The organism is Serratia sp. JSRIV001, assembly GCF_019968745.1.
Lineage (GTDB): Bacteria > Pseudomonadota > Gammaproteobacteria > Enterobacterales > Enterobacteriaceae > Chania > Chania fonticola_B.
On sequence record NZ_CP074147.1, the window covers coordinates 2998433 to 3018239 of the forward strand.

Below are 19807 nucleotides of genomic sequence, written 5' to 3' on the forward strand. Positions count from 1 at the left end.
ATATGTTAATTTGATCACATAATCACGCGGGAGAAACCACGATGAAAATGGCGATTTACAGCACCAAACAGTATGACCGTAAGTATCTTGAATTGGTAAATCAGCAGTTTGGTTATGAGCTGGAGTTTTTCGACTTTCTGCTAAGCAAGAAAACCGCCAAAACGGCTATCGGCTGTAAGGCCGTATGCATCTTCGTCAATGACGACGGTAGCCGGGAAGTGCTGGAAGAACTGGCCGCGCTTGGGGTCGAGATCCTCGCCCTGCGTTGCGCCGGGTTCAATAACGTCGATCTGGATGCGGCGAAAGAGCTGGGTATCAAGGTGGTGCGCGTTCCAGCTTATTCACCTGAAGCCGTAGCCGAACACGCCGTGGGCATGATGATGTGCCTGAACCGCCGCATTCATCGTGCTTATCAGCGCACCCGCGATGCCAACTTCTCGCTGGAAGGGCTGATCGGCTTCAATATGCATAACCGCACCGCAGGCGTGATTGGCACCGGTAAGATCGGCGTAGCCACCATGCGTATTCTGAAAGGCTTTGGCATGAAGCTCTTGGCCTACGATCCCTACCCAAGCGCGCAGGCGTTAGAACTGGGTGCCGAATATGTCGATCTTAAAACGCTGTATGCCCAGGCGGACGTGATCACCCTGCACTGCCCGTTGACGCCGGAAAACCATCACCTGCTGAATGCGGACGCGTTCTCCATGATGAAGGACGGCGTGATGGTGATTAACACCAGCCGCGGTGCCTTGATCGACTCTTCCGCCGCTATCGATGCCCTCAAACAGCAGAAGATTGGTGCGCTGGGGATGGACGTATACGAGAACGAACGCGACCTGTTCTTTGAAGACAAATCCAACGACGTGATCCAGGACGACGTTTTCCGCCGCCTGTCCGCCTGCCATAACGTGCTGTTTACCGGGCACCAGGCGTTCCTGACGGAAGAGGCGTTGACCAGTATCTCGCAAACCACGTTGAAAAATATTGAACAGCTTGCGCGGGGTGAAGCCTGCCCTAATCAGCTTAATGCCTAATACTTTGGGGCGCGCTTAGCGCCCCTGATCCTTCAGACCAAACCTGAACAGGTTCACAATAATGAAAAAACTGATCCCTTTAGCAATGGCCTGTGCGCTATTGGCTGGCTGTGGTTCCGCGCAAACCAAACAACAAACCGTAGTAGAAAGCGATCTGCTGCATCATAACTTTGTGTTGCAAAGCGTGGATGGTGTAGCGGTTGAGGCGAAACAAGGCAGCGGCCCGAGCATTGAGTTCGGCGAGAAAATGAATATTTCCGGATCTATGTGCAACCGTTTCTTCGGCCAGGGCCAGTTAGAAAACGGCGTGCTGACGGTGAAAAACCTCGCTACGACCCGCATGATGTGCGCGGATCCGCAACGTAACCAATGGGATCAAACCATCGGCACACTGCTGGCTAACGGTGCAAAAGTCTCTCTCAACGGCCAACAGCTGACCCTGAGCGGCAGCGATCACCAACTGGTGTATACCCTGAAAGACTGGGTCAATTAATTTTCCCCCTCACCCCAACCCTCTCCCAAAGGGAGAGGGAGCTGGCACGGTGATGAAGGTAACAACGGTTGCCAATCTGTCGCACGCTACGTCCGGGATAAAATGGACTTACCGGGAACAGGCTCCACGGCCCAGCGCCGACTCTTCGCACTGTTTGCCGTTCGGCATCTGACACATTCTGAGCGTATCGCCGTTGAGCGAATGGGCAATGGTGGTTACCCCGCCCACGCTGGCACAGCTTTCGCTGGTAGGTATCGCACCAATATTGGCACTGGTGGCGATCTGCTGTGGTTCTTGGTTGTTATTGCTGCTGCAGGCAGCCAAAGAGAGTATGGCGCCGGCAAGCAGCCATTTTGCTGTGATCATTATTCGTACCCCTGAACCGAAACGATGCTGTGTAATTTTGCCATTGCTGATAACCCGAGCCACTGGAACGATGGGCCCGTTTGGTTATCTTTGATGTCCACCCGTTGAGCTTCAAGTTGCCGCCTGCTCATCATCAAGCGGCAACCGGAAAGACAACTTTAGTAATCTAGCTTGTTAGCTTAATAATAGAAATATGATTAGCCATTAATTTGGCTTTTTTTTGACCTGAAAGCATTTCACTCCCGATCAGTGCCCTGCCGACTTGGACAGCAGATTAATCACCAACACCCCGGCAATAATCAGCCCCATACCAACCACCGCAGGCAAATCCAGCTTTTGCTGGTAAATAAACACCGCGGCAATCGACACCAGCACGATCCCCAATCCCGACCAGAGGGCATAGACAATCCCTAGCGGCATGGTTTTTACCACCATCGAAAGCCCCCAAAATGCTACCGCGTAACCCAACACGACAAACACCGATGGCCACAAGCGGGTAAACCCTTCAGAGGCTTTCAGCAAGGTGGTGGCAATCACTTCGGCGATAATCGCCATGGCTAAATAGATAAATGCGGTCATTTTCAACTTCTTCTTTCTGTTTCGCGTCACATCAATATTAGGACGCGGAGATTAAATTAGCGTTACATCGCGGCAACGCTTTACCATTACGCTGCAAATAGTAATTATTTTTTAACGAAATATCACCTTACATCCAGATTTTGTGCGCCACACAAATGCGATAAAGCACAAATAACCCCCTCTGTTAGACTTTACTGATGATTATAAGAAGCTGACTTTTGCAGCTTTGTGAGCACAGAAAGGTACTGCAGATGATTACTACAGATGGTAATAACGCTGTCGCTTCCGTGGCTTATCGCACCAGTGAAGTGATTGCCATTTACCCAATTACCCCGAGTTCGACCATGGCGGAACAAACCGCTGCCTGGTCCAGTGACGGCAGGAAAAACATTTGGGGCGACGTCCCCAACGTGGTGGAAATGCAGTCCGAAGGCGGAGCCATTGCTACCGTGCACGGTGCGTTGCAAACCGGCGCACTTTCCACCTCCTTCACCTCGTCCCAGGGATTGCTGTTGATGATCCCTTCGCTGTATAAGCTGGCCGGGGAGCTAACGCCATTTGTCCTGCACGTTGCCGCTCGCACCGTCGCCACTCATGCATTATCCATCTTTGGCGATCACTCCGACGTGATGGCCGTACGCCAGACCGGTTGCGCCATGCTGTGCGCCAGCAACGTGCAAGAAGCGCAGGATTTCGCGTTGATCGCCCAGACGGCCACGCTAAACAGTCGCCTGCCGTTCATCCATTTCTTCGATGGTTTCCGCACCTCGCACGAAATCAACAAGATCGCCCCGCTGAGCGACGAAACGCTACAGCAGATGATGCCGCAGGACGCCATCGACGCCCACCGCAGCCGGGCTCTCTCACCGGATCATCCCGTCATACGCGGCACGTCAGCCAACCCGGATACCTACTTCCAATCGCGGGAAGCGACCAATCCGTGGTACGACAATACTTACCAGCATGTGCAGCAGGCGATGGACAAGTTTGCGGCCATCACCGGCCGCAGCTATCAGCCGTTTGAGTATTACGGCCACCCGCAGGCCGAACGCGTGGTGATCCTGATGGGGTCCGCCATCGGTACCTGTGAAGAAGCGATCGACCATCTGCTGACGCGCGGTGAAAAAGTGGGCGTCCTTAAAGTCCGGCTTTACCGTCCTTTCTCCGCCAAACATCTGCTCGCCGTACTGCCGGAAAGCGCACAAAAAATTGCGGTACTTGACCGCACCAAAGAGCCGGGTGCTCTGGCCGAGCCTTTATACCTGGATGTGATGACCGCGCTGGCAGAAGCCTTTAGCCGTGGTGAACGTGCCAGCATGCCGATGGTGATTGGCGGGCGCTATGGGCTATCTTCCAAGGAGTTTGGCCCAGACTGCGCGTTGGCCATTTTCCGCGAGTTGATGCTGGATAAGCCCCGCCCCCGTTTTACCGTGGGTATTTTCGACGATATTACCGGTCTGTCACTACCGCTCCACGAAGAAACGCTCCCTCAGCGGGCCTCGCTGGAGGCGCTGTTCTATGGTTTGGGCAGCGATGGCTCGGTTTCTGCCACCAAGAACAATATCAAAATTATCGGCAACAGCACGCCGATGTTTGCCCAAGGCTACTTTGTCTACGACTCGAAAAAGGCCGGCGGCCTGACCGTGTCTCACCTGCGGGTTAGCGATAAGCCGATCAATTCGGCGTATCTTATCGACCGCGCCGACTTTGTCGGTTGCCACCAATGGCAGTTTATCGACAAGTATCAAATGGTGGAGCGGCTAAAACCTGGCGGTATTTTCCTGCTTAATACCCCTTATAGCGCGGATGAAGTCTGGTCGCGCCTGCCGCAGGAGGTCCAGGCGATCCTGCATCAGCGCCAGGCAAAGCTTTACATCATCAACGCGGCCAAGCTGGCGCGCGAATGTCATTTGGGTGCCCGCATCAATACCGTGATGCAGATGGCCTTCTTCCATCTGACAAAGATCCTACCGGGTGAAGTGGCGTTGCAGGAGCTACAGGGAGCGATTGCCCGCAGCTACAGCAACAAGGGCCAAGAGGTGGTCGAACGTAACTGGCAGGCCTTGGGCGCCACGCTGAGTGAGCTGACGGAAATCCCGCTGCGCCCACTCGACAGCAACAGCCCGATACGCCCACCGGTGGTTTCCGACGCCGCACCGTATTTTGTCAAAACCGTTACCGCCGTGATGCTAGCCGGGCTGGGCGATACCCTGCCGGTTTCTGCATTCCCACCGGACGGCACCTGGCCTGTGGGCACCACGCAGTGGGAAAAACGCAATATCGCCGAAGAAGTGCCGATCTGGCAGCCGGACCTGTGTACCCAGTGTAACCACTGCGTCGCCGCCTGCCCGCATTCTGCCATTCGCGCCAAAGTGGTTCCACCAGAAGCCATGGAGTATGCCCCTGCCACGCTACAATCGCTGGATGTAAAATCCCGTGATATGCGCGGCCAGAAATACGTATTGCAGGTCGCCCCTGAAGATTGCACCGGCTGTAACCTGTGCGTAGAGGTTTGCCCGGCGAAAGATCGCCAGAACCCGGAAATCAAGGCGATCAATATGGCATCCCGCCTCGATCATCTGGCAGAGGAAAAGGCTCATTATGACTTCTTCCTGCAACTGCCAGAGATCGACGCCTCGCAGTTGGAACGCATCGATATCCGCACCTCACAGCTGATCTCTCCGCTGTTTGAATATTCGGGTGCCTGTTCCGGCTGTGGCGAAACGCCGTATATCAAGCTGCTGACCCAGCTATATGGCGACCGGTTGCTGATTGCCAACGCCACCGGCTGTTCTTCTATCTATGGCGGTAACCTGCCCACCACGCCTTACACCACCAACGCCGATGGCCGTGGCCCAGCCTGGGCAAACTCGCTGTTTGAGGATAATGCCGAATTTGGTCTGGGCTTCCGCCTGACGGTGGATCAGCACCGCCGCCGCGTATTGCGCCTGCTCGATACCTTGGCTCCGCAATTACCTGCCCAGTTGGTGGCCTCATTGCAGGCAGACGAGATCGCCACCGGCCCGCGCCGCCAGCAGATCGCCGAATTACGTAGCCTGTTGGCTAACGTGGCAGGTAACGACGCCCGTCAGCTAGCTACCGATGCCGACTATCTGGTAGATAAGTCTATCTGGCTGATCGGCGGTGACGGCTGGGCCTACGATATCGGCTTCGGCGGTCTGGATCATGTGCTGAGCCTGACGGAAAACGTCAACGTGTTAGTGCTGGATACGCAGTGCTACTCCAATACCGGCGGCCAACAATCCAAGGCCACTCCGCTGGGGGCCGTGACCAAGTTTGGTGAACACGGCAAGCGCAAGGCTCGTAAGGATCTTGGCGTCAGCATGATGATGTACGGCCATGTGTATGTTGCGCAGATCTCGTTGGGGGCGCAACTTAACCAGACGGTGAAAGCGATTCAGGAAGCGGAAGCCTATCCTGGCCCTTCCCTGATCATCGCCTACAGCCCTTGTGAGGAACACGGTTACGATCTGGCTCTGAGCCACGACCAGATGCGGCAGCTAACCGCGACCGGTTTCTGGCCGCTGTATCGCTTCGATCCACGTCGTACTGCGGAAGGCAAAGCCGCGTTGGCGCTGGACTCCCGGCCACCGAACAGTGAGCTGACGACGACATTGAACAAGGAACAGCGTTTCCGCCGCCTCAACACGCAGCAGCCTGAGGTTGCCGCCGCGCTGTATGAGGCAGCAGAAAAAGAGCTGAAGGAGAAATATGATTTCCTAAGCCTGCTGGCTGGGAAGTCGGAGAAGGCAGGTTCGGAGTAGGTATGTTGAGGGCGCGGTTTCGCGCCCTTTTTTTGCTCTGGTTCGCCATGAAGAAGCGCTGCATGCTACGCCCATACAAACGAGCGTGGCCACCTGAACACTTACGAGCTGTTTTTTAATATCAGTGAGCAAGTATATTCGCACTCCAAGAGCCAGAAAAAGCGCTTTGCGGTTTCCCTTATGTAATCAAACTGTTTTTGACGTGGAATGTCGAAGTGTCTTGGGAACATAACATGTAAATAACCATACTCCTCATCAAAGCAATCAACGAAATCGCTTCGGACTCCATTCCAATAGTTAACAACTCGACTTAACATTGGGCTATCAAAATCATACCAGCGATCGAACGTGTCGATTAACGTGCCCCAAACGACGTTTTCATTCTCAGACCAGGCCAAAATCTTAAAGCATCGTCGAAAATAGTAGACAGTGGCCTCCAAACTATCTGGATAGGTCTTACCGATATCTTTGAGGTATGCTGCAAAATAAGTTTGTACCTCTTCCCTGACTAACTCCTTGTCCAGCCCTAGCGAAGCCAATATCAGCAAATTGCTAGAAGGATCACCAGCCAACACCCTCTGTTCAGCCCAGTCAGTGAAGTCACGTAAGTTTTGAATGGTAAAATCAGGTCTCGTCTTTGCGAGGAGATCCTTTAAATCTGTTGTGTTGCCAACCACAGTCTATCCCTGAATGGCCATGAACCTTGACCTGACATTACCACAGCTCAAACGAATAATGACCAAATCCTCCCAGAGAATGCTAAACTTGCCCGCTAAAAGTGTCATACCGCCGTAGCGCACCCAAATGAGAACGAGCACGATTTAAATGTCAGAAAATCAAACAATTAGCCAAAAAGCTCAGTACAACCTGAACAAACTGCAAAAACGCCTGCGCCGCAACGTGGGTGAAGCCATCGCCGCCTACAACATGATTGAGGAAGGCGATCGCATCATGGTTTGCCTGTCCGGCGGGAAAGACAGCTATACCATGCTGGAAATCCTGCGTAATCTGCAAAAAAGCGCTCCGGTGAATTTCTCATTGGTCGCGGTGAATCTCGATCAGAAACAGCCCGGCTTCCCCGAGCACATCCTGCCAGCCTATCTGGAAAGCCTGGGGGTGGAATATAAGATCGTTGAAGAAAACACCTACAGCATCGTGAAGGATAAGATCCCGGAAGGCAAAACCACCTGCTCCCTGTGTTCACGCCTGCGCCGCGGTATCCTTTACCGTACCGCCACCGAGCTGGGTGCCACCAAGATTGCCCTTGGCCACCACCGTGACGATATCCTGCAAACGCTGTTCCTCAACATGTTCTACGGCGGCAAGCTGAAAGGTATGCCACCCAAGTTGATGAGCGACGATGGTAAACACGTGGTGATCCGCCCGCTGGCCTATTGCCGCGAGAAAGACATCGAGCGTTTCTCGGTAGCGAAAGAATTCCCGATTATCCCGTGCAACCTGTGTGGTTCACAGCCAAACCTGCAACGCCAGGTGATTGGCGATATGCTGCGCGATTGGGACAAACGCTACCCAGGCCGCATCGAAACCATGTTCAGCGCCATGCAGAACGTGGTGCCCTCGCATCTGTGCGATACCGAACTGTTTGACTTCAAAGGTATTCACCACGGCAGCGAAGTCGTCGATGGTGGCGATTTGGCGTTTGACCGTGAAGATATTCCGCTGCAGCCGGTGGGTTGGCAGCCGGAAGACTCGGATGACAACGGCTCGCCCACGTTTGAACGCCTGAACGTGCTGGAAATCAAATAGTCCCTCTCTCCGCCTGTGCCCGCAGGCGGAGGTTTTTTCTCCGCTTAATGTTAGATCCTGTTCACAATTCACGCATAAAGTGCCTGACAGTGCGGTTTTTACCTTATACTGTTTATTTATACAGTCAAAGGAGACCAACGATGAATATCACCCCCTGCCTTTCCCACGTCTCGCTGGGAACCAACAATTTCGATGCCGCTGCACAGTTTTACGACCGGGTTCTCGGGGCGTTAGGCTGCCGACGCGTGCTGGAACACCCTGGCGCTATCGGCTATGGCCGTGACTATCCTGAATTTTGGTTGCAACTGCCGATAGATGGCAAACCCGCAGGCACCGCGAACGGCGTGCATATTGGCTTCTTCGCCACCAGCAAGCAGCAGGTTGATGAGTTTTATCAGCAGGCGGTCGCCGCTGGGGCACAAGAAGACGGTGCACCGGGGTCACGGCCACATTACGGTGCCGCCTATTACGGCTGTTTCGTCCGCGATCTCGATGGCCACAAGATAGAAGCCAGCTTCTGGGACGAAAGCGCGGCTTAGCCTAATCGAGGCGGCGTGTTGTTAATTGGGCGATCTTGGACGGCATGTCGCTAACTGGGCGCAGCATGCAGCGCCCCTACGGAGTGAGCCGGTTGTTTGGGATTCGCCAAAGGGAAAAAAGCATAAAAAAATGCCGGTGATTAAACCGGCATCGTATTGAATTAAATGTGCTATGCAATAATTCTAAAAATAAGTAAATAAAACAATTATGGAGCGCAACGCCCATCGCTTGACGTTGCATTCACCTGCGGGAGTAAGAATGCCGCAGTTCGCGTAAGCAAATGTTGATACTGCTCAACTTTACTCGCGTTTTCGCCACTATTTGTCGTTACAACCAGCGGCTACGCCTCAGCCACCAGGCAACGCCCCCGACCAATGCCACTAACATAAAGCAGAAAGAGGCAAACGCCAGCGGGCTACCGCTGCCTGGGATCCCCCCCAGGTTGACTCCGAACAGCCCAGTCAGGAAAGTGGTTGGCAGGAAGACCATCGCCATCAGCGACATGGTGTAAGTACGGCGGTTCATGGCATCGGCCATCACGGTAGTGATCTCATCAGACAGGATCGCCGTACGGGCGATACTGCCATCCAGATCATCTAATCCGCGCCCCAGGCGATCGGCAATGTCCTGCATGCGGCGACGCTCATCGTCATTCATCCACGGCAGGCGGTCACTCGCTAAACGCGAGAAAACATCGCGCTGCGGGGCCATGTAGCGGCGTAGCACAATCAACTGTTTGCGGATCAGCGCCAATTGCCCACGCTCAGGGATTTGCTGCTCTAATAGTGCATCTTCCAGATCGATGATCTTGTCATGCAGATCTTCGATGAATTCACTGGTGTGGTCGGTGAGCGCATCAGCGATTTCTACCAGCCAGTTACCGCTATTAATCGGCCCCTGGCCATTGTGCAATTCATTAACCACCTCATCGATCGAGTAGACCTTGCGATGGCGGGTGGAAATAATCATTTTATCGTTGATATAGACGCGAAACGTCACCAATTGGTCGGGCCGTGAGTCCGTATTGAAATTGATGCCACGCAGCGTGATCAGCGTCCCGTCGCCCAACCGGGTGACGCGTGGCCGGGTGCTTTCCCCCGCCAGCGCTTGTCTTACCAGATCCGGCAGCAGCGGCGTGTTGGCAAGCCACTCGGCGCTGGCCGGATGGGCATAGTCCAGATGCAGCCAGCACGGCTCCTCGCTGGTGATCTTATCGTCATCCTCAATTGGCGTGGTGCCACCTTTGCCGTCGAGTTGATAGGCATAGACCGCGTCGGGCACCTGCAGTTCGCGCCCCTCAATGACATCCATTCAAAACCCTCATTATTTTGCCGTTGATACAGAGTCTAGCGTTATTGCCTTAGGGATCAAAGTGGCAACGCCATAACGGGATCTTAAAGTAAAAAGCCCCCGCGTTGGCGAGGGCTTGGGCAGGCGTCAGGACTCTGAACATCAATGTTTCAGAATATACATTTCCTGACTGTAGGCGACATCTTCTGGGTTAGTGATTGGGTAACCTTTCACCCAAGGCTTGATCAGACGCCCGTTGGTATATTGATAGATCGGGGCGATCGGGGCCTCGGCCGCAATCATCTGCTCGGCCTTGTTATAATCCGCGGTTAACGCCGTTGGATTAGTCTCGCGACTGGCATCGGCCAACAGACGGTCGTATTGCGGGCTGTTAAATTTGGCGATATTCCCGCTGTGTGAAGAGGTCAGCAGTGACAGGAAGGTCGAGGCCTCGTTGTAATCCCCCACCCAGGAGGCGCGAACCACGTCGAAATTGCCGGTGTTACGGCTGTCGATATAGGTTTTCCACTCCTGATTTTGCAGTTTAACGTCAACACCCAAGGTTTGCTTCCACATTGACGCCACGGCAATGGCAATCTTTTGGTGGCTCTCTGAGGTGTTATACAGCAGGGTCAATTTCAGGGGATGGTTCGGGCCATAACCTGCCGCCTGCATCAGCGCCTTGGCTTGCTCGTTCAACTCTTCCTGGGACTGTTGCTGCAGCAGGCTGGTTTCCGGCTTAAAGCCCGCAGTGACATCAGGGGTGAAGTGGTAGGCCGGTTTCTCGCCGGTGCCCAGCACTTTTTCGGCAATGATCTTGCGATCGATAGCGTAAGACAAGGCTTTGCGCACCCGTACGTCATTGGTTGGCGCACGTTGGGTATTGAACGCGTAGTAATAAGTGCCAAGTTGATCCGGCGTGTAAACCTGGTCTGGGATATCCTTCAACAGCTTCTGGTACATGTTTTTCGGGAAGGATTCGGTAATATCGATATCACCAGCCTGATAACGCTTGGTGGCGTTAGATTCCTGGTTGATCGGTACAAAGGTCACCTTGGTCAACACCGTGTGTTTATGATCCCAATAATGGTTGTTCGGCACCAGTACCAGTTTCTCGTTAACCACTCGCTCTTGCAGTTTGAATGCACCGTTACCTACCAGATTACCCACTTTGGTCCAATCGTTGCCGTATTGCTCAACCACGGCTTTGGGGACTGGGAACAGGCTGAAGTTCGCCGTCAGGCTGACAAAATAGGGCACAGGCTTGTTCAACTGCACTTTTAGCGTATGGTCATCCACTGCCACCACGCCAAGCTTATCGATGGGCAGCTTACCGGCGATAATCTCTTCGGCATTCTGGATCCCGGCTAGCTGAGCAAACCAGGCAAACGGCGACAGGCTTTTCGGATCGACCAGCCGTTGCCAGCTATAAACGAAGTCTTTCGCCGTGACAGGGTCACCGTTGGACCAGCGGGCATCTTTGCGCAGCGTGAAGATATAGGTCTGGTTATCCGAGGTCTGCCAGCGGGTGGCGACACCGGGGATCACTTTGCCATGCGCGTCCTGATTCACCAGCCCTTCAAACAGATCGCGTGCCACCTGCGCTTCTGGCAGGCCCACGGCTTTAATCGGATCGAGCGACGCCGGCTCATCTTTGATGTGCCGCACAATCTCCTGTTTCTCCGCCAGAGCGGTACCTGGGGAAACCTGAGCTGCCATAGCGCCACTAATACCCGCGCTGATGGTGACCGCGCAAAGCGTTAAACGAAAACTCGCCAGAATTTTTCTTCTCGTCATGTTAGATATGCCCCAGTTAACCCCATGAATTTTTTATCATATAGCACAAAGATGCCCGCCACCTATAGCCTGGCGTAACAAGAATGTAAAAAGTGGATGTTTGATCCAAAAAAAAGCCCGCAGCCATTATCGGCAATGCGGGCTGATTGCTTAGGCAGGATCAGTCGTAAAGATGAATACTGGCGATCTTATAGCTGAACTCTTCCCCTTCTTCTTCATCGAAGATGGTGAAATAGCCTTTCTCTACCAACGGGTTGAGATGGATATCGGTTTTTTGCAACTGGCGTGATTCGGCGTCGTCAAAACCATAATCGAGGAAAAACTCCCCTTTCTGATGATCCACGTGCAAGGTGAACGGATAGTTGGACTCGTCACCACGCCCATCGTCATTTTTCACTACGCCAAACCATTCACCCTGGCGGATCTGGTTTTCTGCATCCACGCCGCACAGTAGGGTGATGGTGTCTTTTTCGTTTTCGCTGTAACGCGCGACTATTCTGGCAACTGGCATGTTAAATCCTCTTTATCGTTAGCACTTGCCGATAGTATAACAATAGACATCACTTTATTCGCTTAACAGACTGGGAAAGATAAGCGAAAGCGTAATACACTCAATAACATCGCATTTCTTTCTGACTTTGGCTTAAAGGGAAACCCCATGACCCAACACAGACCGCGCAGTGAGCGTGGCCAGCTGGCAGTTGCAGGTGAAACTTACGGTAAATCGATGTTAGGCGCCCCACTGCTGTATTTCCCGGCGGCCAGAAGCGGCCCGGATACCGGGTTGGTGATTGCAGGCACCCACGGGGACGAGACTGCCGCTGTGGTGACGTTATCCTGCGCATTGCGCAGTATCGCCCCCGCCCAACTGCGCCATCATGTGATCCTGGCGGTCAATCCGGATGGTTGCCAGCTTGGGCTGCGCTCCAATGCCAACGGCGTCGATCTGAACCGTAATTTCCCGTCGGCCAACTGGCGCTCAGGCGATACGGTCTACCGTTGGAACAGCGCGGCGGAGGCTCGTGACGTGCGACTCTCCACCGGCGGCAGGCCAGGTTCCGAACCGGAAACCCAGGGATTATGCCATCTGATCCATCGCCTGAAGCCACGCTGGGTGGTGTCCTTCCATGAGCCATTGGCCTGTATAGAAGATCCGGAAAGCTCCGCGCTGGGCGTTTGGCTGGCGCATAAGTTTGCCCTGCCGCTGGTGACCAGCGTTGGCTATGAAACCCCGGGTTCATTCGGCAGTTGGTGCGCAGACTTGTCCTTGCCCTGCATCACCGCCGAGTTCCCGCCGATCTCAGCCGACGCCGCTAGTGAAAACTACCTTGCCGCCATGGTCGAGTTGCTGACCTATGCTGACTAGCGTGAAAGCTCAATAGCACCGCACTCAAAGGCCAAACCGGGCACTACGTCTTTTGCCAGCCAGGTTGGGCCATCGAGATCCACAAAACGGGCACCAGGCACCAACGGCAACGCCGCCGTAATGGCTCTTGAGGTGCAGAGCATACAGCCAAGCATGATCTCGAAGCCCTGAGCGCGCGCCTGTGCGGCAAGCTGTAATCCTTCGGTCAGCCCACCGGTTTTATCCAGCTTGATATTGACCATCTGATAACGCCCCACCAACCGAGGCAGATCGCCGCTGGTATGGCAGCTCTCGTCGGCGCAAATCGGTAATGGATGGATGAAGTTTTCCAGGGCGCTGTCGTCGCTGGCCGGTAAGGGTTGCTCCAGCATCGCCACGCCTAAATCCGCCAGCAGTTGGCAACGCGATGCCAAACCTTCCGCCTGCCAGGATTCATTGGCATCGACGATCAACGTCATCTGCGGCACCGCCGTGCGGATCGCCACCAGCCTTTCGCTGATCAGGTGATCGTCGAGCTTGATTTTCAGCAGCGTCGCGCCCTGTTGTTCCAGCTCTTTAGCGGCAAACGCCATCGCTTCCGGCGAGCCAATGCTGAGCGTTTGCGCCATCACTGCTCGTTCCGGCGCGGTAACTCCGCTCAATTGCCACAGATCTTTGCCCGCAAGGCGACATTCCAAATCCCATAATGCCGAATCGACCGCGTTACGAGCCGCCCCTGCGGGCATCAGGCGCTGCAACTCCTGCCGGGTTACCCCTTGTGCGATGGCCGTGGACACTTCGGCCAACTGCTCCATCACCGAGGTTTCGCTCTCGCCATAGCGCGGATAAGGGGTGCATTCACCGACACCGCACATCCCCTGCTGTTCAATCTCTACCACCACGACTTTGGCTTCGGTCCGGCTACCGCGTGCGATCACAAAGGCGGTATGCAATGGCCAGGCTTCAGGGTAAAAACGCATGCTTCTCATAACGGCTCCCGAGCGAAAAAACCACATAAAGTCAGTCCACTATACCTGCAGTTGATAAACTTTATCTATCCAAGGTGCGATTGTTGCCTTAAACTGCTTCGAGATTGTGAACTCGGTGTTAATCGGCTTCACATCTTTGTATAAACATCGTTGAAAGGAACCGAGCAATGACTCAGACCGTACATTTTCAAGGCAACCCTGTCACTGTAGCAGGCAAACTGCCACAGCAGGGCGAGCAGGCAAAAAGCTTTACCCTGGTTGCCAAAGACCTGTCAGACGTTGCCCTGAGCAGCTTCGTGGGTAAACGCAAAGTCCTGAACATCTTCCCAAGCATTGATACCGGCGTCTGTGCCGCGTCGGTGCGTAAATTCAACCAGTTGGCGAGTGGCCTGGATAACACCATGGTCCTGTGTATCTCTTCCGACCTGCCGTTCGCCCAGTCACGCTTCTGCGGTGCAGAAGGCCTGAACAACGTGGTTACTCTGTCTACCCTGCGCGGCGGTGATTTCAAGCAGGCGTATGGTGTAGAGATTGCCGAAGGCCCGTTGGCCGGTCTGACCGCACGCGCCGTGGTGGTGCTGGATGGCCAGGACAACGTGCTGTATAGCGAGCTGGTAAACGAAATTACCACCGAGCCAGATTATGATGCCGCGCTTGCCGCGCTGAAATAAGCCTGTAAATACCAAAAAGCCCGGCTTATAAACCGGGCTTTTTTATACCTGAAATAAAGTAGCGCTATTCTTCGCTGTCGTCGGTCAGTTTGCGATTGCTCAGCCCGTACTCCCGCAGCTTATTGGCAATTGCCGTATGCGAGACGCCCAAGCGCTTGGCCAGTTTGCGGGTGCTGGGATAAGTGCGATACAGACGAGTCAGCACCGAGCGTTCAAAACGCTTGCTGATATCATCCAGCGAGCCTTCCATCACTTCATCCCCTAGCGCTATCTCCACCTCAAAATCCGGCAGAACGATGTCTTGCGGGCGCAGCTCGTAGCCGTCCGTTTGGGTCAAGGCACGATAGATAGCGTTCTTCAGCTGTCGCACGTTGCCCGGCCAGCCGTACTTGCAGAGGAAGCTACTGAGATCGTTGGCCAGTTTCGGCCTGGCGACCCCTTGTTCATCGGCAAAACGCGCCACAAACAGCTCGGTGAGCGGCATGATATCCTGCGGGCGTTCGCGCAGCGGTGGGATGGTGATGGTCAGCACGTTCAAGCGGTAATAGAGATCTTCACGGAATTCACCGCGCTGCACCAGTTCGGTCAGGTTTTTCTGCGTGGCACAGATCACCCGGACATCCACATGCACCTCATGCTCTTCCCCTACTCGACGGAAAGTACCGTCGTTGAGGAAACGCAACAGTTTGGTTTGCATCCGTGGCGACATCTCGCCAATCTCATCGAGCAGCACTGAGCCACCGTTGGCCTGCTCAAAGAACCCCTTCTTACCTTCCAACGCATTCGGATAAGCGCCCGGCGCATGGCCAAACAGTTCGCTCTCCACCACATCATCAGGCAAGGCGGCACAGTTCAGCGCCAGGAACGGCTGTTTACCACGTGGGCTGCGCAGGTGGCAGGCCCGCGCCAAAATATCTTTCCCCGTGCCGGTATCGCCCACAATCAGCAATGGGGCATCCAGCATGGCCAACTTGCGCGCCTGCTCCAGCACGTGGCGCATCTTCGGGCTGACGGCGACAATATGGTCAAACTCGGTATCATCATTGACCGACAGGTTCTGCAGTTGGCGGCCCATGCGGGCGGTGGATTTGAGCATGACCACGGCGCCCACAGGGGAATTTTGCTGTTGCTCATCTTCCAGATAGATCGGGGTGATATCCATCAGGAAATCCTGGCTGCGGATCACCACCCGCTCGGAATGCGGCTTAGTATCTTCACTCTCCAGCCAGCGGCTGAAGTTGTAGCCGCCAATCAGCTGGCTCGCCGTTTGATTGCGGATCTTGTCTTCGCTGAAGTTGAACAGCGTCTGGGCCGCCGGGTTAGTCAGCTCCACCTTGCCTTTCATATCGATGGAAAACACCGGTTCCGGCATCGACTCCAGCAACGCACGTAACGCACGGTGTTCACGTTCAGAAGGCATAAAGTTAACGGTGCGCACATCGGTCACACCGCTGATGCGCCGGATCTCCGCCATCAGCGCGCGGAAGGTATCAAAATCCAGCTGGGAAAAATTGAGGTAAATACGGCCGATAGGATCTATTTCGATGCCGCGCAGGTCGATACTGCGCGATACCAAAAGATCGAGTAATTCTCGAGTGAGACCGAGACGGTCTTCGCAAAATACTTCCAAACGCATCAGTATTGGCCTTATCTCTGCAGGTGCGGGGATGTCTGGTGATGATGATAACCTCTCCCCCCGGAAGGAAGAAGCGATCTGTCAGCAAAAGTTGACAGAGCTCCAGTTTATCACTGCTATTAGCGGTTTTAAACGCCAGCCAATAACACCATCGGCGTAATTTTAGCTTATTTCTAGAGAGTTATTATATTCTGCATTATTTTGGCAGCGGATTATCACGCGATTACAGGCGGATGTTCTTTCGTCAATCTGTGGTTACAAACTAAAAAAAGCGACCTCACTGGTTACAAATGATAGTAATTCTCGTCTGACTATTTTATAGTTGCGCAGAGTAACTATTAACGGGAAATTGACCATGCTTAGAAAGCATACACTGGCAGCATTCTGCTGCACCACGCTGTTGTTGAGCGCCCCAACCCAGGCGCTGGACCTATCCTACAAGGCGCCGGAACCCAGCATTAAAGACGCCCCCGCCCCCAAGGCGACACCAGGGCCCGCAGAAAAAACTGCCAAGGCACCAATGGTTTGGTCAGAATCAAAAGATGAAACCGGCTTCAGTGCCAATCTTGAATGCGACCATCCCAGCTGCAGCCGCCCACGCGACAAATCGTATTCTAGGCTTAATGGCCCGGTGAAAAAAACCGATCGCCTGCGCCAGTCCGATCCCTACTCCACCAATCAGGATCCTGATTACAGCGTGAACATGGGCTATAAATGGTAATGATGCTTTAAGCGTCCTGATAGAAGACCTGTTCAGCCGCATGATCGTGGGTGTCCAAGTAACCTTGCTTACCCAAAAGAGCAACCCCTCTCGCTCATTGAGAGGGTTGCAGGGGGAGGTCATTAATTGAGCGGCGTCTGGCTGGTTTCCTTGATGTACAGGAAGGCAAACAGCGATAAAACACAGCCAGCAATCACGTAAAACGCCGGAGCCGTAGTATTGCCGGTTAGCTTGATTAGATAGGAAGCCGCCGATAGTGAGAAACCACCAAAGATCCCCACGGCAACGCTATACACCAACGATAACCCGGTGGTTCTTACCCGTCTTGGGAATATTTCCGGCAAAATGGTGATGGAAGGCGAAGCACCGATAATATTGATAATGCTCAGCACAATCATCACTGCAAACAGCATTTCAACACTGGGGTGAGTGCTGAGTAAATAAAAGGCAGGATAAATCAGTACAACAATCGCTATTCTCGCCCACGCAATCAACCGAACTCTGCCGACCTTATCTGACCACATCCCGGCCAGCGGGCCACCAATCAACGTAATCAAACCGGCGACGGCACCAATCAACATGCTATAGCTGGTATCCAGCTTTAATATGCTGATGGCGTAGTTGGGAATATAAAACATGATGATCATATGCGGAATGGTTCCCTCCATCGTCAGCAAAATTCCCGCCAAGGTTTCTTTATAGTAGGTAGTTATCACTTCCAGCAGGGGGATTTTGCTGACGCTTTCGCTGGCCGTTGGTAAGGTGTGAGTGGCGGTTTCTTCCAGCTTAAAGCGAATATACAGCCCCACCGGAACAATCACGATGCCAAACAGAAACGGAATACGCCAACCCCAGGCTTCCACACTCGCCTCTGGCATACAATTGACCAGGATCACCAACGTCATGGCGGCAAATACGTTGCCCGCACCTTGGCTCGCGACCTGCCATCCCCCGTAAAACCCGCGATTATGGGGTTTAGCATACTCCACCAGCAGGGTGGTTGATGCGCCCAACTCACCGCCTGCGGAGAAGCCTTGCATCAGCCTGGCCAGGGTAATAATGATCGGGGCCGCAGTCCCGATGCTTTCATATGACGGGGTGATACCAATCGTCAGGGTACTGAGCCCCATCAGCAGGAACGTCAGCGTCATGGCGGGCTTGCGCCCTTTTTTATCGGCATAATGGCCGATGACCAGCGCCCCCAGCGGCCTGGCAAGATAACCCATCCCAAAGATCAGGAAGGTCATCGTCATGCTCACCAAAGGATCTGTCGCGGGGAAATAAGCTTTTGCAATGTAGGTCGCAAAAAATGCGTAAAGCACCAAATCAAAAAACTCTAAGCCATTGCCTAACGTGGTAGCCACAATGGCCCTAGCCGGGGACTTTCTTTCCTTGACGCTATCCATGGCCTGTCCTTTTATGTAGGAACGCCACATGCGGCGTCCGTCCAGATAATCGATGTTATGCCAGGATCAAACATGTTCGACCCCGACAAATTCAGCAGCATTAGCAAGTTATTAAAGGCCGAGGTTTATTCCTTCAGGAATTCCTGCGTCAACGCAGACCAATAGGCGATCCCTCTGAGTATAATTTCATCATTAAAATCATAGCCGGGGTTATGTACCATGCAGCTGTTTTCACCCTTGCCGTTACCTAATAGTAAATAACTGCCAGGGCACTGGTTCAGCATAAAGGCAAAGTCTTCGCTGCCCATCAACGGTTCTGGAATATCAATTACCTGCTGCGGATGGCTTTCACCCATTAAATTTTGCGCCACCTGCTTGGCAAAACGGGTCATCTCCGGTTGGTTGACCAACACGGGATAGGTGTGATCATAGTCAATATCGATCCTGGCACCATATGAGGCCGCCTGGGCCGCCACTAACGTCTTGATGCGCTCTTCCAACAGCTCCCTGACTTGCGGATCCAACGCGCGTACACTGAGTTTTAATACCGCAGAGTCGGCGATGACATTACTGGCCATGCCTGACTGGAATGAACCTACGGTGATCACGCCCGGCTCTTGCGCCCCCAAATTACGCGCGACGATCGTCTGCAATGCCATCACAATGCTAGCTCCGACGACCACGGCATCAACGGTGCCTTTCGGCATCGCTCCATGGCCCCCTTTGCCGTGAATGGTGATGGTGACCGTATCACTGGAAGCCATAAACGCCCCCTCACCAAAGACAAACTGCCCCTGCGGGAAGCCCGGCATGTTGTGCATGGCAAAAACGGCGTCACAGGGGAAGCATTTAAACAGGCCATCGTCGATCATCTTCTGGGCACCTGCCAACCCCTCTTCTGCAGGTTGAAAAATGAGATGCAAGGTGCCATCGAAACAGGCGTGATCGGCCAGATAATGTGCCGCACCAAGCAACATCGCGGTGTGGCCGTCATGCCCACAGGCATGCATGATGCCTTCGTGCTGGCTGCTGTAAGGGAGTTGCGTATTTTCCAGGATCGGCAAGGCATCCATATCTGCCCGAATACCTAACGTGCGGGGGCTGTTACCTCTTTTCAGCGTCCCAACCAGGCCGGTGATACCGAGCCCACGTGTCACCTGATACCCCCACGCCTCAAGCTTTCCCGCCACCAGATCGGCGGTTTGTCGTTCCTCAAATCCCAGTTCAGGGTATTGATGAATATGTCGACGGAGGGTTTGGCTTTCATCGGCATAGGGTTGGAAGGTCTCTAAATTTGGGTCACGGTGCGGCATGTTCATTACCTCCTGTCCTTGGGATTGATGTCTTGGTGCTGAAGCAGCAAGTGAATACGGCGGGATTACCCGCTG

The 19807-nt window shown here is 53.8% G+C and carries 18 protein-coding genes; 8 read left to right on the top strand and 10 right to left on the bottom strand.

Translation table 11 applies throughout. The annotated features are described in order from the left end of the window. Nucleotides 1–41: 41 nt before the first annotated feature. Both KGP17_RS13680 and hslJ read left to right on the top strand, forming a co-directional pair. Complete coding sequence (locus tag KGP17_RS13680; RefSeq protein WP_024486550.1) at nucleotides 42–1034, top strand: 2-hydroxyacid dehydrogenase; 993 nt, start codon at nucleotides 42–44, stop codon at nucleotides 1032–1034. A 61-nt stretch (nucleotides 1035–1095) separates the two neighbouring features. Further along, nucleotides 1096–1527 (top strand): heat shock protein HslJ, encoded by a 432-nt coding sequence (gene hslJ, locus KGP17_RS13685; protein ID WP_024486551.1) that lies wholly within the window; start codon nucleotides 1096–1098, stop codon nucleotides 1525–1527. A 108-nt stretch (nucleotides 1528–1635) separates the two neighbouring features. On the opposite strand, the gene KGP17_RS13690 is transcribed toward hslJ, so the two are convergent. Further along, nucleotides 1636–1893: a DUF333 domain-containing protein gene (locus KGP17_RS13690; protein ID WP_071683445.1), complete on the bottom strand. Its 258-nt coding sequence runs from the start codon at nucleotides 1891–1893 to the stop codon at nucleotides 1636–1638. A 246-nt stretch (nucleotides 1894–2139) separates the two neighbouring features. Further along, entirely contained in the window at nucleotides 2140–2472 is a 333-nt protein-coding gene (locus tag KGP17_RS13695; RefSeq protein ID WP_059200914.1) for an SMR family transporter, read from the bottom strand. A gap of 251 nt (nucleotides 2473–2723) precedes the next feature. Here KGP17_RS13695 and nifJ point away from each other — a divergent pair, with 251 nt between their 5' ends. Next, entirely contained in the window at nucleotides 2724–6257 is a 3534-nt protein-coding gene (nifJ, locus tag KGP17_RS13700; protein ID WP_223497762.1) for a pyruvate:ferredoxin (flavodoxin) oxidoreductase, read from the top strand. 101 nt (nucleotides 6258–6358) lie between these two features. On the opposite strand, the gene KGP17_RS13705 is transcribed toward nifJ, so the two are convergent. Then, on the bottom strand, nucleotides 6359–6934 hold the full coding sequence (locus KGP17_RS13705) for a hypothetical protein (protein ID WP_223497763.1): 576 nt from the start codon (nucleotides 6932–6934) through the stop codon (nucleotides 6359–6361). 148 nt (nucleotides 6935–7082) lie between these two features. Between KGP17_RS13705 and ttcA the strand changes: the two genes are divergently transcribed. Next, nucleotides 7083–8024 carry a tRNA 2-thiocytidine(32) synthetase TtcA gene (gene ttcA, locus KGP17_RS13710; RefSeq protein ID WP_223497764.1) on the top strand — a complete coding sequence of 314 codons (942 nt, stop codon included), beginning with the start codon at nucleotides 7083–7085 and terminating at the stop codon, nucleotides 8022–8024. Between the two features lie 140 nt (nucleotides 8025–8164). After that, the gene (locus tag KGP17_RS13715; protein WP_223497765.1) at nucleotides 8165–8563 is read left to right on the top strand and encodes a VOC family protein; all 399 of its coding nucleotides are present in this window, start codon (nucleotides 8165–8167) and stop codon (nucleotides 8561–8563) included. Nucleotides 8564–8891: 328 nt separating this feature from the next. Here KGP17_RS13715 and zntB read toward each other — a convergent pair whose 3' ends face one another. The 3 genes from zntB to KGP17_RS13730 form a co-directional block, all read right to left on the bottom strand. After that, entirely contained in the window at nucleotides 8892–9875 is a 984-nt protein-coding gene (zntB, locus tag KGP17_RS13720; RefSeq protein ID WP_115158881.1) for a zinc transporter ZntB, read from the bottom strand. 141 nt (nucleotides 9876–10016) lie between these two features. Beyond that, entirely contained in the window at nucleotides 10017–11651 is a 1635-nt protein-coding gene (locus KGP17_RS13725) for an ABC transporter substrate-binding protein (protein WP_223497766.1), read from the bottom strand. Nucleotides 11652–11811: 160 nt separating this feature from the next. Then, entirely contained in the window at nucleotides 11812–12162 is a 351-nt protein-coding gene (locus tag KGP17_RS13730; RefSeq protein WP_021182239.1) for a hypothetical protein, read from the bottom strand. A gap of 147 nt (nucleotides 12163–12309) precedes the next feature. Here KGP17_RS13730 and mpaA point away from each other — a divergent pair, with 147 nt between their 5' ends. Continuing rightward, nucleotides 12310–13017: a murein tripeptide amidase MpaA gene (gene mpaA, locus KGP17_RS13735; protein ID WP_059200921.1), complete on the top strand. Its 708-nt coding sequence runs from the start codon at nucleotides 12310–12312 to the stop codon at nucleotides 13015–13017. On the opposite strand, the gene ycjG is transcribed toward mpaA, so the two are convergent. After that, entirely contained in the window at nucleotides 13014–13985 is a 972-nt protein-coding gene (gene ycjG, locus KGP17_RS13740; protein WP_223497767.1) for an L-Ala-D/L-Glu epimerase, read from the bottom strand. The genes mpaA and ycjG overlap by 4 nt on opposite strands. A 167-nt stretch (nucleotides 13986–14152) precedes the next feature. Here ycjG and tpx point away from each other — a divergent pair, with 167 nt between their 5' ends. Then, nucleotides 14153–14656 (top strand): thiol peroxidase, encoded by a 504-nt coding sequence (gene tpx / locus KGP17_RS13745; protein WP_021806539.1) that lies wholly within the window; start codon nucleotides 14153–14155, stop codon nucleotides 14654–14656. Nucleotides 14657–14720: 64 nt separating this feature from the next. Here the strand turns inward: tpx and tyrR are convergent, their stop codons facing one another. Next, complete coding sequence (gene tyrR / locus KGP17_RS13750) at nucleotides 14721–16292, bottom strand: transcriptional regulator TyrR (protein WP_039996264.1); 1572 nt, start codon at nucleotides 16290–16292, stop codon at nucleotides 14721–14723. Between the two features lie 355 nt (nucleotides 16293–16647). On the opposite strand from tyrR, the gene KGP17_RS13755 reads away from it, so the two are divergent. After that, nucleotides 16648–17013 (top strand): hypothetical protein, encoded by a 366-nt coding sequence (locus KGP17_RS13755; RefSeq protein ID WP_059200923.1) that lies wholly within the window; start codon nucleotides 16648–16650, stop codon nucleotides 17011–17013. Between the two features lie 122 nt (nucleotides 17014–17135). On the opposite strand, the gene KGP17_RS13760 is transcribed toward KGP17_RS13755, so the two are convergent. Together KGP17_RS13760 and KGP17_RS13765 are read right to left on the bottom strand one after the other, a co-directional pair. Continuing rightward, a complete protein-coding gene (locus tag KGP17_RS13760; protein WP_223497768.1) occupies nucleotides 17136–18419 on the bottom strand; it encodes an MFS transporter in 1284 nt (427 codons plus the stop codon). Nucleotides 18420–18544: 125 nt separating this feature from the next. Then, nucleotides 18545–19732, bottom strand: a complete 1188-nt coding sequence (locus KGP17_RS13765; RefSeq protein WP_223497769.1) for a M20 aminoacylase family protein — start codon at nucleotides 19730–19732, stop codon at nucleotides 18545–18547. Nucleotides 19733–19807: the final 75 nt, after the last annotated feature.